This window comes from Bacillus mobilis, assembly GCF_001884045.1.
GTDB classification, from domain to species: Bacteria; Bacillota; Bacilli; order Bacillales; family Bacillaceae_G; genus Bacillus_A; species Bacillus_A mobilis.
Genome location: NZ_MACF01000123.1, coordinates 50,325 through 65,262 on the forward strand (window position 1 = coordinate 50,325; position 14,938 = coordinate 65,262).

Annotated in this window: 13 protein-coding genes and 2 pseudogenes; 12 read left to right on the forward strand and 3 right to left on the reverse strand. The window is 33.7% G+C overall.

What is annotated here, in order from left to right; translation table 11 throughout:
* Position 1 precedes the first annotated feature (1 nt).
* The 3 genes and pseudogenes from BAQ44_RS22965 to BAQ44_RS22970 all read left to right on the forward strand — a co-directional run bounded on the left by BAQ44_RS22965 (position 2) and on the right by BAQ44_RS22970 (position 1,824).
* Positions 2–637 carry an HAD family hydrolase gene (locus tag BAQ44_RS22965; RefSeq protein ID WP_063262809.1) on the forward strand — a complete coding sequence of 212 codons (636 nt, stop codon included), beginning with the start codon at positions 2–4 and terminating at the stop codon, positions 635–637.
* Positions 630–832: pseudogene (locus BAQ44_RS31480) on the forward strand (VOC family protein); the annotation flags it as partial. The gene BAQ44_RS22965 and the pseudogene BAQ44_RS31480, both read left to right, overlap by 8 nt.
* 62 nt (positions 833–894) lie before the next feature.
* Positions 895–1,824 carry an aminoglycoside phosphotransferase family protein gene (locus BAQ44_RS22970; RefSeq protein ID WP_071724046.1) on the forward strand — a complete coding sequence of 310 codons (930 nt, stop codon included), beginning with the start codon at positions 895–897 and terminating at the stop codon, positions 1,822–1,824.
* Positions 1,825–1,860: 36 nt separating this feature from the next.
* Here BAQ44_RS22970 and BAQ44_RS30535 read toward each other — a convergent pair.
* A pseudogene (locus BAQ44_RS30535) lies at positions 1,861–1,995 on the reverse strand (S41 family peptidase); the annotation flags it as partial.
* Positions 1,996–2,039: 44 nt separating this feature from the next.
* On the opposite strand from BAQ44_RS30535, the gene BAQ44_RS22980 reads away from it, so the two are divergent.
* Both BAQ44_RS22980 and BAQ44_RS22985 read left to right on the forward strand, forming a co-directional pair.
* The gene (locus BAQ44_RS22980) at positions 2,040–2,921 is read left to right on the forward strand and encodes an AraC family transcriptional regulator (RefSeq protein WP_071724049.1); all 882 of its coding nucleotides are present in this window, start codon (positions 2,040–2,042) and stop codon (positions 2,919–2,921) included.
* A 132-nt stretch (positions 2,922–3,053) separates the two neighbouring features.
* Complete coding sequence (locus tag BAQ44_RS22985) at positions 3,054–4,163, forward strand: alpha/beta hydrolase (protein WP_071724234.1); 1,110 nt, start codon at positions 3,054–3,056, stop codon at positions 4,161–4,163.
* Between the two features lie 32 nt (positions 4,164–4,195).
* On the opposite strand, the gene BAQ44_RS22990 is transcribed toward BAQ44_RS22985, so the two are convergent.
* Entirely contained in the window at positions 4,196–5,653 is a 1,458-nt protein-coding gene (locus BAQ44_RS22990) for a serine hydrolase (RefSeq protein WP_063262760.1), read from the reverse strand.
* 184 nt (positions 5,654–5,837) lie between these two features.
* Here BAQ44_RS22990 and BAQ44_RS22995 point away from each other — a divergent pair, with 184 nt between their 5' ends.
* The 6 genes from BAQ44_RS22995 to BAQ44_RS23020 all read left to right on the forward strand — a co-directional run bounded on the left by BAQ44_RS22995 (position 5,838) and on the right by BAQ44_RS23020 (position 13,840).
* Complete coding sequence (locus BAQ44_RS22995) at positions 5,838–8,420, forward strand: alpha-L-rhamnosidase (protein ID WP_071724051.1); 2,583 nt, start codon at positions 5,838–5,840, stop codon at positions 8,418–8,420.
* Positions 8,421–8,526: 106 nt separating this feature from the next.
* A complete protein-coding gene (locus tag BAQ44_RS23000; protein ID WP_071724053.1) occupies positions 8,527–9,483 on the forward strand; it encodes a thymidylate synthase in 957 nt (318 codons plus the stop codon).
* Positions 9,484–9,502: 19 nt separating this feature from the next.
* Positions 9,503–9,991: a dihydrofolate reductase gene (locus BAQ44_RS23005; protein ID WP_063262762.1), complete on the forward strand. Its 489-nt coding sequence runs from the start codon at positions 9,503–9,505 to the stop codon at positions 9,989–9,991.
* A gap of 155 nt (positions 9,992–10,146) precedes the next feature.
* Positions 10,147–12,132, forward strand: a complete 1,986-nt coding sequence (pbpC, locus tag BAQ44_RS23010; RefSeq protein ID WP_071724055.1) for a penicillin-binding protein 3 — start codon at positions 10,147–10,149, stop codon at positions 12,130–12,132.
* A gap of 241 nt (positions 12,133–12,373) precedes the next feature.
* Positions 12,374–13,009 carry an FMN-dependent NADH-azoreductase gene (locus BAQ44_RS23015; protein ID WP_071724057.1) on the forward strand — a complete coding sequence of 212 codons (636 nt, stop codon included), beginning with the start codon at positions 12,374–12,376 and terminating at the stop codon, positions 13,007–13,009.
* A gap of 111 nt (positions 13,010–13,120) precedes the next feature.
* A complete protein-coding gene (locus BAQ44_RS23020; RefSeq protein WP_071724059.1) occupies positions 13,121–13,840 on the forward strand; it encodes a lysophospholipid acyltransferase family protein in 720 nt (239 codons plus the stop codon).
* Positions 13,841–13,879: 39 nt separating this feature from the next.
* On the opposite strand, the gene trhA is transcribed toward BAQ44_RS23020, so the two are convergent.
* Positions 13,880–14,536, reverse strand: a complete 657-nt coding sequence (trhA, locus tag BAQ44_RS23025) for a PAQR family membrane homeostasis protein TrhA (RefSeq protein ID WP_061679535.1) — start codon at positions 14,534–14,536, stop codon at positions 13,880–13,882.
* Positions 14,537–14,749: 213 nt separating this feature from the next.
* Here trhA and BAQ44_RS23030 point away from each other — a divergent pair, with 213 nt between their 5' ends.
* Positions 14,750–14,935: a twin-arginine translocase TatA/TatE family subunit gene (locus tag BAQ44_RS23030; protein WP_000492443.1), complete on the forward strand. Its 186-nt coding sequence runs from the start codon at positions 14,750–14,752 to the stop codon at positions 14,933–14,935.
* The last annotated feature ends 3 nt before the right edge of the window (positions 14,936–14,938 follow it).

Here is a 14,938-nt window from a genome sequence, read left to right on the forward strand (position 1 = left end):
AATGCAAAAGTATATTGTTTTTGACTTTGATGGCACATTAGTAGATTCACAAAATATATTTGTACCAATTTATAATCAGCTTGCTGAAAAGCACGGATATAAAATGGTAAGGGAAGAAGAAATTGAGTATTTACGTAAATTAACGATGACAGAGAGATGTAAACAACTCGATGTACCATTGTATAAACTACCGATATTAGCATTAGAGTTTTATAAATTGTATCAACCTGCTATAAAAGATCTTATTTTGTTCCATGGGATGAAGGATGTATTAGATGAACTACATAAAAAAGGATACGGAATTGCAGTCATATCATCGAATTCAGAAGAGCATATTCGGGCATTTTTACACAATAATGATATAGAAAATATTCAAGAAGTGTATTGTTCAAAAAATTTGTTCGGTAAAGATAAAATGATAAAAAGGTTTTTAAAATCCAAAAAGATAACAGAGAAAGATATGTTATACGTTGGTGACGAACAGAGAGATGTAGCAGCATGTAAAAAGGCCGGGGTGAACGTAATTTGGGTATCTTGGGGGTATGATGTTATTGAAACAGTGAAAAAAGATGCACCAGATTATATGGTCAATACACCGATGGAAATTGTGCAAGTAGTACAAGGGGCGTATTCTTAATAGGAATATACTTCGAGCAGGTATTCATCATATTGAATTTGGGGTAGCAAATTAGAGGAGACCATTTCTTTTTATGATATGTTATTTCCCATAATTGGATGAAGAAAGGTAAATGTAGTATCATATAGTACGGGAGAAAGTGAAATATATTTTAAGGAAGTAGTCGAAGAAATTGTAAGGACGTTATGGCCTAGATAACAAGCTATTCATAGAGAAGTAGCGAATAGACCAAATGTAGAAATGTAAGGGGAATAAAAATGAAAACTATTACAGCATGGCAAAACAATATACAAATAGTAAAAGATGCAGTTAATATTGAAGAAATTTCTAAAGGTTTCTCTCCTGATAAGAAATATATAGTTACGACAATTGATAATGAAAAATATTTGTTACGGATTGGCGATATACAAGAGTATGAAAGAAGGAAAATCGAATTTCAAATTTTAAATGAAATGGTAAAACGTAACGTACAGGCACAAAGGCCAATTGAAATAGGTACATTGGAAGAAGAAGGTGTATATAGTATTTTCTCATATATAGAAGGGGAAGATGCGAAGAAGCTATTGCCTATGTATTCACCAAAAGAACAATATGAGATTGGTATAAAGGCAGGAAAAGATTTAGCAAAAATGCATACATATGAAGCTCCTAAGGATATTCTTCCATGGTATGAAAGAGCAATGAAAAAACACCAAAAATATGTAGAGGCATATAAAACATGTGGAATAAAAATAAAAAATGATGATAAAATCATAAAGTTTATAGATGAAAATGAAAAATATTTAAAGAACCGCCCAAATCGATTTCAACACGATGATTTTCATTTAGAAAATATAATTGTGAGAGATGGGAAATATGTAGGTGTTGTTGATTTTAATGGCTATGACTGGGGCGACCCACTTCATGATTTCGTAAAGATTGCACTATTTGCAAGAGATATTAGTATTCCTTATTCAATCGGACAAATAGAAGGCTACTTTAATGGGAAAATACCAGAGAAGTTTTGGAATTTATATGCGGTGTACGTTGGCATGACAGTTTTCTCTTCAGTTGTCTGGTCATTACGAGCAGCACCACATATGTTAGATGATACGTTAGAACGCCTTACTATCGTTTTAGAGGATCATAAAAACTTTGAGTTATTAAAGCCAATTTGGTTTCAACCAGAAAAGATTGATATGAAATAGAAAAGGTAGGTGTGATTCACATCTACCTTTATTATTTTACCATTCTTCGTTTTGAAGCAGTTGTAATGCTAACTTTAAATCTACATCTTCTTGTATATGTTCCGGGGGCCACGGGATATGTATATGTGGTTGTATACCAATTCCAGACATTCCTTCGCCTTTATCTATAAAGAGAAACTTGACGTTTCCATTATAATAAAAAAGGGGGTGGGTTATTGAAAGACAGGCAAGGTAAATATGAAGAAATAAAATTACGTGATAGAATTCCAGGAATGGTTGAATATATAGAGGACACAATGTTACCTACTGATTTTCACTATTATATTCCTCCTCACTGGCATAGAAGTATTGAAATTAGCTTAGTAGTAAATGGAGAAGTGTTTTTGTATGTGAATGGGCAAAAAAAGAAAGTATCTGCTGGCGAATTTATTTTTGTAAATAGTGGAGATGTTCATGAATTTGAAAAAGTAGAGAATACAAGTTGTGCAGTAATGATGTTAATTATTTCGTATGAATTTCTTAAAGAGGTAAATGAAGATTTTGATAAATATAGATTCAATATAGTGGAATCCGTAGTTCAGAAAACGAATCTTAGGCAAATATTTTATGAATTAAAAGAGTTAGCCATACATTCGGATGATTTAAGTTACATAAAAATTAATAGTTTAATTTATGAAGTTGTTTATATTTTATTGCGATATTGCAAAGCTGGAGAGAATATAGACAATAATTTTCAACTTGGAAATAAACAGAAGGAAATGATTACGTATATTTACAAACATTATAATGAAGAACTGAAACTGAAAGATGTGGCCAAACATTTTTTTGTAAGTGAAGAACACTTTTCACGCATGTTCAAAAAATCGTTTGGATCAAATTTCACCACTTTTTTAACGAGGTATAGGCTTTATAAGGCTTATGACGATATTATTAGAAGTACAAGTTCTGTACAAGATATAGCAGTAAAACATGGATTTCCAAATATAAAATCGTTTATTTCACAGTTTAAAGATAAATATGGATATACACCATTACAGTATAGGAAGAAATTTATATCAAAAAATGACAATGTTTTAATCAAATATGAACAACAATAAAAAAACGTTCCATGTTACATTTTGTACATGGAACGTTTTTAATTTAATAATAACAGATGAAGTAAGGTTTAAAGGGGATTTATATAATCCTTAAAAATGAAAACGCTTAAAATAAGAGAGGATGAATACTGGATGACTAGAAAGTATGACTTAACCCTTTTAGAAAAAATACAAGAAAAACAAGAAAAGATTAACTTGCAGGGAGCAAAAATCTTAGTAAAAAACATACCAGATTGTGATGAAAAAGGTGCTATGGATCCTCGTCTTTATAAGGATATGAAGGTTCAAATGAATGTAATGAGATTTATGCCTAAAAATATGATGAAAATGGATGCTTCTGAAAAATCAGTAAAGAATATGCGGAAACAATTTAATGCGATTAAAAGTGTTCCCATTGTCACTCAAGATATTAATATTATGCATCAAACAGTGAAAGCTGAAGATGGATTTGATATTCCGATAAGAATTTATAATAGTAGTTCAAAACGAGAGAATGCACCAATTCTATACTTTATTCATGGTGGCGGATTTATGGCGGGATCCCCAGATGTGGTTGAAGAGCTTGTGAAATTGATAGTTGAGAAAACAGATATACTAGCCGTTTCTGTTGATTATCGATTAGCTCCGGAAAATCCTTTTCCAACTGGGCATACAGACTGTTATACCACTTTAAAGTGGATTTATGAGAATGCTGACACATTGGGCGGCGATAAGAGTAATATCTTTGTTGCGGGTGATAGTGCTGGAGGTAACTTAACGCAATATTGTACGACTAAAGATATGGAAGAGGGTAAAAATCTTGTTAAAGGACAGCTACTTCTATATCCAACACTTAATATGTGTGGCTTTGAAGATGAATTTTATTCTTGGAATATAGATAAATATGAAATTGCTCCAAAGTATAAAAAAGGATTAGAAAAAATGCTTAAAATTATGCATTCAATGGTTGGAGGTATGTCGGAAGTACTTGGTACGAAAGAAATTAATTCTAAGTATTTAAGCCCATATGTTGATGTATCACCAGATTATCCAAGTACATTTATTACAGTAGGAGAGCATGATTTCCTAATGATAGAATGTTTAGCTTATGCAGCTAAATTAACTAACAGGGGCGTTGATACTGAAACAGTCCTTTATCGAGGTTTGGGACATGCTTATGGAGATAACGTAGGTGTTTATCCACAAAGTGAAGATTTAGCAATTGAAATGGGGAATTTTATATTAAAGCATAGTGGAAAATAGAGGGAAATGAAAGCTTCCCTCTATTAAATTAACTATTTAATTTTAGTGAATGTAAGAGGTTGAGTACTTAGCATTGCAGGTACATGCAATTGAAGAGATGGGAATTCGCCACTCACATTCATTTCATATGCAAATAATAGATTCATTTTTGTTTGGAACAAGTCAATTGTTGCGGAGAATACATCGTAATGATGATGCCCTACTTGAATATCCATCTCCATAAATTGTACATATAACGAATCATCTCGTTTGTTTACTTGTAATGACCCGTAAGCAGGATGTTCAAACGTACCAGTGTAGTCCTCTAACTTGTGAGAAGGTGTAGTCCCTTTCATTTGTTCAGGGATGGATTCGGTTGCTTCTTTCATCATTTCCTTCATTTTTTCACTATCTTCTACAGCACGTTTATGCCAGTCGATGGACTCTAATCCGAGTAGCTCGTCGTAAATTTGATTTGCTAGATAAATAGGAAGTAATGTACCTCCAGCATTCGTTAATATAACAAGACCTGCATTTTCATTTGGCATAAATGAAACAAACGCTGAAAATCCATCGATATTACCGCCATGATGAATCATTTTATAACCACGATAAGCGCTAATAAACCAACCAAGCCCATAACTATTTAATGGAGATTCAGGAAGTGATAAAGCTGGTTGATCTGGAATTGAGTTATGTGGTGTAAACAATTGTTGTAATAATTCAGAGGAGATTAGTTCATGATCTCCAAATTTCCCTTTGTTTAAGTGAAGAAGTACCCAATTTGCCATATCTTCAATTGTAGAATTAATACATCCAGCAGCGCCAACTGTATCAATATTACGGAATGGAACTTCTTTTATTTCACCCTCATTTTCAACGTAAGGTAAAGCGTAATTATCTGTATTTTGTGAGTCTGTAACAGAGAAGTTTGTTTGATCCATATTTAAAGGCTCTAAAATATGTTCTGTAACATATTGTTCCCATGTTTGATTCGTAATGTTTTCTACAATATAACTAATTGTCGCATACATTAAGTTGTTATAAAGAAATGCTGTACGGAACGGAGCATCAAGTGATAAATGTTTTATTTTTTCTACTATATCTTTTCGAGTTAAAGAAGAGCTGTACCAAAGAGCATCATGACGACTTACTCCAGTGCGATGAGAAGCTAAGTCTCGTCCTGTAATTTGTGAGCTAGCAAGTAGTTCTGATAAAGAGAAGTTAGGTATATAAGTCTGGACAGGAGTATCCCAATTAAACTTTGTTTGCTGTGCTAATAAACTTAATGAAAGTGTGCCAAAAGCTTTCGTTGAGGAACCAATTGCGAACCGAGTACTCGGTGTAACAGCCTCTTTTGTCTCTATATTACGATAGCCGAAACCTTCTGAAATAATAACTTCACCATCTTTTATAACAGCTACAGCACAACCAGGAACATGTAAATCCTTCATCATTTTTTCAACCGTTGTTTGTAAAGAAGTCATAACAGGAGTTTCAATTTTAGACATACTTCTAACCTCCAAATATAAATTTTGTTCTACCGCACTATACTTTCGGTAATAGAAAATAAAAACCTTTATAAATGTGGAAAGTTAATAATTTTGTAAGAATGAATGAAATTATTATTTATTTAGAATTTTATTTTTATTATAATTAATTTAAATTAAGATTTAGAAAAGATGGTGAAGAAGTGTGCTAACAATAAAGAGGGTGCTGTGCGATAATAAAAAAAATCCGATAGGTTTAGATTCAAAAGTTGTGAAAATGAGTTGGCAGCTGGAATCGAGTAACCGAAATGTAAAACAACTTGCTTATCAATTGCAAGTTGCGAAGGATAGAGATTTTGAGATTATTATGTTTGATTCGCAAAAAGTAGAAACAGATCAAAGTTTACATATACCAATCAATTCATTTTCATACAGAGCAGAGACGCGTTATTATTACCGGGTAAAGGTATGGGATAATTACGGAGAAGAATCATCTTGGTCTAAAGTAGCATTTTGGGAGACTGGGTTACAAGAGCAAGATAGCTGGAAGGGAAACTGGATTGCTGCGAAAAAAGAGCGAACGCAGGTTATGTCTTTTAATAAAAATATTTCTATTAAAAAAGTAGTTAAAACAGCACGTTTATATATCACAAGTTTAGGGTTATATGAGTCTTCTATAAATGGCGAGCGTATTGGAGATTGTTATTTTACTCCTGGTTGGACAAGTTATGATAAGAGAGTATTGTATCAAACGTATGATATAACACATTTATTAAAGATTGGGCAAAATGATATTTCTGTACTGGTAGGTAATGGCTGGTATATAGGGCCGATTACCGTACATCATGTACGTAATTATTATGGGAGAAGACGAGCAATAATTGCTCAATTACATATAACGTATGTAGATGGAACGAAAGAAAAAATTGTAACGGATGAAACATGGAAGGTAACTTCAAGCCCAATTTTGTACTCAGAAATTTATGAAGGTGAAGTATACGATGCTAGGCTAGAAGAAAGTGGGCAAGAGCTAGAAGATGTTGAAGTACTTGAGCATTCTAAACAAATAATTGTTGCGCAGGAAAATAAATCAATTCGTAAAATGAAAATTATAAAACCGATTTCTATTTCAAAACTACCGAATCACGAATGGCTCATTGATATGGGGCAAAATATGGTAGGTTGGGTTCGATTTACAGTCCGTCATGTTTATATTGGCCAAAAGATAGAATTGCATCATGCTGAAATATTGAATAAAGATGGTAATTTTTACGCTGGAAATCTCCGAAAGGCAAAACAAAAAATAGTGTATATAGCAAAAGGAGAGCAAGAGGAAACGTTTGAGCCTCATTTTACATATCAAGGCTTTAGATATGTGAAAATAATTGGATTAACTCAGCCGCCTCAAATAGCAGATTTTGAAGGAATTGTATTACATACAGATATGGAAAAAGCGACTGAATTTGAAACGTCAAATCCATTAATCAATCAACTTCATCATAATGTGGAATGGTCTCAAAGAGGGAATTTTTTTGATGTGCCAACAGATTGCCCTCAGCGAGATGATCGACTTGGATGGACAGGAGATGCACAAATGTTCATTGGGACAGCTACGCAAATTATGAATGTACAATTGTTCTTTAAAAAGTGGCTCCAAGATTTATCATTAGATCAAAATGTTAATGGAGCTGTGCCTTTAGTTATTCCAGATGCTTTTGGGAAAAGAGAGGATTTTGATTTAGATACTTCTGGTGGTTGGGGCGATGCAGCAATTATTTGTCCGTGGGTTCATTATTTGCATTACGGAGATGTATCAATTTTAAAAGAACAATACGACAGTATGAAGAGGTATATAGATTACATACGTTCACAAGGTAAGAACGAGTATTTATGGGATACAGGCTATCATTTAGGGGATTGGCTTGCATTAGATACGAAACCCCATGTATATGAAGGCGGAACAGACAAGTATTTTATTGCGACGGCTTTTTATGCATATTCAACAGCGCTTGTACAAAAAATTGCTGAGATTTTAGGTGAAAAAACAGATGCTACGTTTTATAAAGAATTACATGCAAATATTGTTCAAGCGTTTCAAAATGAATTCGTTACACCAAATGGTAGGTTAATTTCGAATACCCAAACAGCCCACATATTAGTACTTCTTTTTGAACTAGTGAAAGATGATGTGAAGGAGAAAGTATTTAATCGGTTAATTGAGCTTTTAAAAGAAAGTAAAAATCATTTAACAACTGGTTTTATAGGAACACCTTATTTAAATTTAATATTAAGCAAGTTTAACCGTCATGACCTTGCTTGTAAGCTTCTATTTCATGAAGATTATCCCTCATGGTTATACCAAGTGAAAAAAGGTGCCACAACGATTTGGGAACATTGGGATGGCGTGAAAGAGGATGGAACACTTTGGAATGATAGTATGAATTCTTATAATCATTACGCATATGGCTCTATCGTTGAATGGATATACCGATATATTGTTGGATTAGAAGTGGATGAAACAAAACCTGCATATAAACATTTTTATATACAACCACATTTTGATTCGAATATAGAATGGGTGAAAGTGAAACGTGAAATAGCTTACGGGGAAATTAAAATTGAGTGGCGTGTAGAAAATGAACAAGTCTTTTTACAGATTTCGGTACCAGCTAATACAAGCGCTACATTACAGATAGACGAAACGAATTGGAAATCGGAACATAACATTGAAAGGGATTTAGGATCAGGGGATTATACATTTACATTTTGTAAAAATATATTACAGTAGAATTCTGTTTATATAGAAATATTTTTTATTGATTTGGATTATTAAATTCGATGTTTTTCATGTTATGATAAATTTCATATACGATTGAAAGAAGGTTTTTCTACATATGAAACATGCTGAATATGAATACTTAAATTTATGCCGCCATGTAATGGAGCATGGTACGAAGAAAGAAGATCGTACAGGGACAGGCACTGTATCTGTATTTGGATATCAAATGCGTTTTGATCTAAGTAAAGGTTTTCCTTTATTAACGACAAAGAGAGTACCATTTCGCCTTGTAGCAAGTGAACTGCTTTGGTTTATGAAAGGTGACACAAATATTCGCTATTTATTGCAGCATAATAATAATATTTGGAATGAATGGGCATTTAAGAGCTGGGTAGAAAGTGACGAATATACTGGTCCTGATATGACTGATTTCGGTCTTCGCTCACAACAAGATGAGGAATTTAAAGTGCAATATGATGAGCAAATGGAATTGTTTAAAAAGAACGTTTTAGAAGATGATGATTTCTCAAATAAATATGGTTATTTAGGAGACGTATACGGAAAGCAGTGGCGTGCCTGGAAAACAACAGCTGGTGAGACGCTTGATCAATTAAAAGATGTAATTGAAATGATCAAAAAAACACCGGACTCACGTCGTCTCATTGTTTCTGCTTGGAATCCTGAAGATATACCAAGTATGGCATTACCTCCTTGTCACACGCTATTCCAATTTTATGTAGCGGATGGCAAACTTTCTTGTCAGCTATATCAAAGAAGTGGAGATATATTCCTTGGAATTCCATTTAACATTGCAAGCTACTCGCTACTAACACATTTAATTGCACATGAATGCGGACTTGAAGTAGGAGAATTTGTTCATACAATTGGAGATGCTCACATTTATACGAATCATTTTGAGCAAGTAGAAAAGCAATTGGCACGTGAACCACGTCCATTCCCGAAACTTACATTAAATCCAGATGTGAAATCTGTGTTTGATTTTGAAATGGAAGACTTAACGATTGAAGGATATGATCCACACCCAGCAATTAAAGCACCGGTTGCAGTATAATTGTAGAGGAGATGAAAAGATGATTGTTTCATTTATGGTCGCAATGGACGAGAATAGAGTAATTGGTAAAGATAATAATTTACCTTGGCGATTACCAAGTGAATTACAGTATGTAAAGAAAACAACGATGGGTCATTCACTTATTATGGGCCGAAAGAATTACGAAGCGATTGGTAGACCACTGCCTGGCAGACGTAATATTATTGTAACTCGTAATGAAGGGTATCATGTTGAAGGCTGTGAAGTAGCACATTCTGTTGAAGAAGTGTTTGAATTATGCAAAAATGAAGAGGAGATTTTTATTTTTGGCGGAGCGCAAATTTATGATCTCTTTTTACCTTACGTAGATAAGTTATATATAACAAAAATCCACTATGCATTTGAAGGGGATACATTCTTCCCAGAAATGGATATGACAAATTGGAAAGAGATTTTTGTAGAAAAAGGCTTAACGGATGAAAAAAATCCGTATACGTACTATTACCATGTATATGAGAAGCAACAATAATAATAAAGATTGATGTGAACATTCACATCAATCTTTTTATTTGTATTCATCAATATAAGTTTATAGATGAGATTCGATAGTGCTATAATGAAAGATAGCATGTAAAAATGCTAATATTTTCTAAAGTATTTGTATAGAAAGAGGAGGAGAATCGATTGAAAAAGATATGGGGGATTCTTTTTCTTTGCTTAACATTCATGTTAGTCGGATGCGGTAAAGAAGAAAAACCACAAGACGCGTTTAATACATATGCAAAAGCATGGAATAAACAAAAGTTTGCAGAAATGTATGATCAATTATCAGAAAAGGCAAAAAAAGATATTTCAAAGAAAGAATTCACTGAGAAATATGAAAAAATTTATTCTGGCATTGAAGTGAAAGATTTAAAAGTAGAAACAGGGGAAGTAAAAGAAGATAAAAAAGATGAAGGTCCTGTTCCTTTTAAAGTAAGTATGGATACAGTAGGTGGAAAAATCACTTTTGGTCATGAAGCAAAAATGGTGAAAGAAAAAGATGGAGATAAAGAATCTTGGAAAGTAGATTGGACTCCTGATTTTATATTCCCAGGTATGACGAAAGATAGTAAAGTGCGTATGCAAACGACACAACCGAAGCGCGGAGAAATATATGACCGTAATGGTAAATATCTTGCAGTAAATGGTAAAGCTTCTGAAATCGGATTGATTCCTGAACAGTTAGGTGATGCAGCTCCGCAAACGAAAGAAACGGTAGCAAAGTTGCTAAATATGTCTGTCGAAGAAATTGATCAAAAACTAGCAGCGAAATGGGTAAAACCAAATTACCTTGTACCAATGGGAATATTGCCTGAAGGAGCAACCCAAAATACGTACATAGATTTACCTGGTGTTGCAACAAAGCCAGTAAATGTTCGCTCATATCCATTAGGAGAAGAAGCAGCACATCTTACTGGCTATATTGGAAAAGTGAATGCTGAAGATTTAAAAACGCTACAAAAGAAAGGCTATCAAGCAGATGATCCAGTAGGTAAAGCTGGTTTAGAGCAAGTACTGGAAGAAAAGTTACGCGGTAAAAAAGGCGGTCGTGTCTTCATAGAAGATGCACAAGGAAAAGAAATTAAAAATTTAGCAAAAACAGATGCTGTTGATGGAGAAAATGTAACTTTAACGATTGACAGTGCAGTTCAAAGCGAAATTTACAATGAAATGAAAAATGAAGTAGGATCAAGTGCAGCCATTAATCCAAAGACTGGAGAAACACTTGCACTTGTGAGCACACCAGCTTATAACCCAAATACCCTTACAAGAGGGGCGTCAAAAGCGCAACGTGATGCGGTAAATAATGATCCGAAAAAACCGATGACGAATCGATTTACACAATTATCAGTTCCAGGATCTGTATTTAAGCCGATTACAGCTGCAATCGGTCTTGAAACGAAAACAATTGATCCAAAAGAAGAGTTGAAAATTGAAGGGTTAAAATGGACAAAAGATTCTTCTTGGGGTAATTATTATGTAACACGTGTAAAAGATGCAAATCCGATTGATTTTGATAAAGCGATGAAATACTCGGATAATATTTATTTCGCACAAGAAGCTTTGAAAATCGGAAAAGATAAATTTATGAGTGAAGCGAAAAAATTCGGATTCGATGAGAAACTCCCAATTGAATATGGATTCCCAGCTTCTAAAATTGCAAATGATGGCATTAAAAACGATATTCAAATGGCAGACACAGGTTATGGACAAGGGCAAGTGTTAATGACGCCACTCCATCTAGCATTAACGTACGCACCAATTGTTAATGATGGAAACATACCTTCTCCATATATTATTAAAACAGATAAGCAACCAAAAGTTTGGAAAGAGAATGTCATTTCAAAAGGAAACCAGGATATTTTAAAAACTGCTATGACGAAAGTAATTAATGATCCAGATGGTACTGGGAAAATTGCTAAAATTGATGGTAAGACGCTTGCTGGAAAAACAGGCACAGCGGAATTAAAAGTATCAAAAGAGGCCGAAGGAAAAGAGCTAGGCTGGTTCGCTGCATTTGATTTAAATTCACCAGATATGGTCATTACAATGATGATTGAAGATGTAAAAGGTAGAGGCGGAAGTAACATTCCAGCTGAAAAAGTGAAAAATGTTTTTCAAAAATAATATGTAATAAAAGGCTATCTCTATCATTTGTAGAGGTAGCCTTTTTGTATGGGGAAATCATGATATCTGTATACCGAATTTTACAGAAACAAAATAAATCATTAACTTACGAAAAAAAAGTAGCTATTTTTTATTGACATATCATATAACTTTTTGTATTATACTTACATAAGGTAAGTTATTTACTTTCGAATTATAAATCTCAAATTAAAGATAAAATGTTTAAAAGGGAGAGAATACAATGACAAAAGTACTATTTATTACAGCAAATCCAAATTCAGCAGAAGGTTCTTATGGAATGGCAGTAGGGGAAGCTTTTATCGAAGCTTATAAAAACGAACATCCACAAGACGAAGTTGTAACAGTTGATCTATTCAACACTACAGTACCGGCAATCGATGCAGATGTATTCGCTGCTTGGGGTAAATTTGCAGCAGGTGAAGGCTTTGAAACTTTAACTGAAGTTCAACAACAAAAAGTTGCAGCAATGAACACAAACTTAGAAACATTTATGCATGCGGATCGTTATGTATTCGTAACTCCAATGTGGAACTTTAGCTATCCACCAGTAGTAAAAGCATACTTAGATAACGTAGCAATTGCAGGTAAAACATTCAAGTATACTGAAAATGGTCCAGTTGGCTTATTAGAAGGCAAAAAAGCACTTCACATTCAAGCAACAGGTGGCGTTTATTCTGAAGGAGCATACGCATCTGTAGACTTCGGTCGCAATCACTTAAAAACAGTATTAGAATTCGTTGGTGTAAATGATACTGAATATATTGCAGTTGAAGGTATGAATGCAAACCCTGAAAAAGCACAAGAAATTAAAGAAGTAGCAATTGCTAATGCTCGTGAATTAGCAAAACGTTTCTAATATAAAATGTTTAAAAATGTCCAAACACCTGTTGTTTGGACATTTTTTCTTCTTTTTCCTTCGTTTGTCTAGTATAATGAAGGTCGGAATGATAATAGGTGGGGGTTCTGTATGATTCAAACGTTTTTTAAAATCTTTTATTTAATTTTAATCGTAATTGCGATTACACCGAGGATGTGGCGTCTGAAAAGACAAGTAAATACGATGTCGCCACAAGAAAAAGATAATGTTGTGTACAAAACGACAAATTGGTTTGGTAAGAAAATGGTACGTGTAGCTGGATCTACAGTTGAAGTAAAGGGACTTGAAAATGTTCCAAAAGATAAGCCGGTACTAGTTGTAAGTAATCATCAAAGTAATATGGATATTCCTGTATTATTAGGTTACTTAAATAAACCAATTGGATTCGTTTCAAAAGCAGAGATTAAGAAGTTCCCAGTTGTACCAACTTGGATGGAACTTATGAATTGTGTATTTATGAATCGTAATGATCGTCGTCAATCTCTTCAAGCGATTAAAGATGGAATTGAACTATTAAAGAATGGACATTCGATCGTAATCTTCCCAGAAGGAACGAGAAGTAAGGGTGGCGAAATTGGAGAGTTTAAGGCTGGGAGTTTTCACCTTGCAGTAAAATCTGGTGTAGCAATCTTACCTGTAACATTAGATGGGACATATAAAATGTTTGAAGCGAATGGAAATCGAATGAAACCAGCTCATGCAACAGTAACAATTTCTAAGCCGATTACACCTGAAGAGTATGCGAATATGGATATTAAAGAGTTAACGAAGCATACACAAGATGTTATCGCATCACAATTACATAAGTAATGAAAAAGGTTTCAGCTTGATATAAGCTGAAACCTTTTTTTATGCTGTAGGTAAAACATAAAAGAGTACGCAGAAGAACATCATCGCACTACCACCTAAAACGAAAAGATGCCAGATGGCATGATTGAAAGGTAACTTTTCCCAAAGGAAGAATATAGCCCCTACAGAATATAAAATTCCGCCCGCTAAAAGTAGTGAAAAACCATGTCCAGTTAGATTTTCATACAGTGGTTTAATTGCAACGATTATGAGCCACCCCATGATGATATAACATAATGTTGATGCTTTAATAAAGCGGCGTACAAAGAAAATTTTAAAGACGATACCTCCGATTGCTAGTGTCCATATTATAGCGAGTAACGTCCAGCCTAATGGTCCACGAAGCGTAATCAGTAAAAAAGGAGTATATGTGCCAGCAATTAATAAATAAATGGCTGAGTGATCTAGTATAGTAAATAATTTTTCTACTTTTGGATGGTGGATGCTATGTAACAATGTCGAAAACAAATACAGTAAGAACATACTTACACCATAAACCGTAAATGCAACTACAGCAGATGCAGTACCATGCTTAGAGGCATGTATAATCAATATGATTAAGGCAGGGATGCTTAAAATGGCACCGATACCATGTGTAATTGCATTTGCAATTTCTTCTTTCACAAATTGTGTCATTCGTGTCATTTTTTCAGTCATAATGCAAATCCTTTCTACTATCATAAAATAATATGTCGTTTCCTTTACCATATCATACACAAGAGCAATAGAAAATGAAATTTGTATAATTGATTATATTTTTGAATTTTTTTGACAAAAGGCAATGGTTTTGTTGACGTTTTCAAACTTTTTTGACAAAATAAAATTATGCAATAGTAGGACAAGGAATCTACTAATAAAGGGGATGGAGAAATGTTTTCAAATATTGGCTTTCCAGGATTAATTTTAATTTTAGTAGCTGTACTCATTTTATTTGGGCCGAAAAAATTGCCGGAAATCGGAAAGGCTTTAGGGGAAACGTTAAAAGAATTTAAAAAATCAACGAAAGAATTGACTGATGATGCATTTCAAGAGAAGGAAAAGAAAGAAAAAATGTAATGA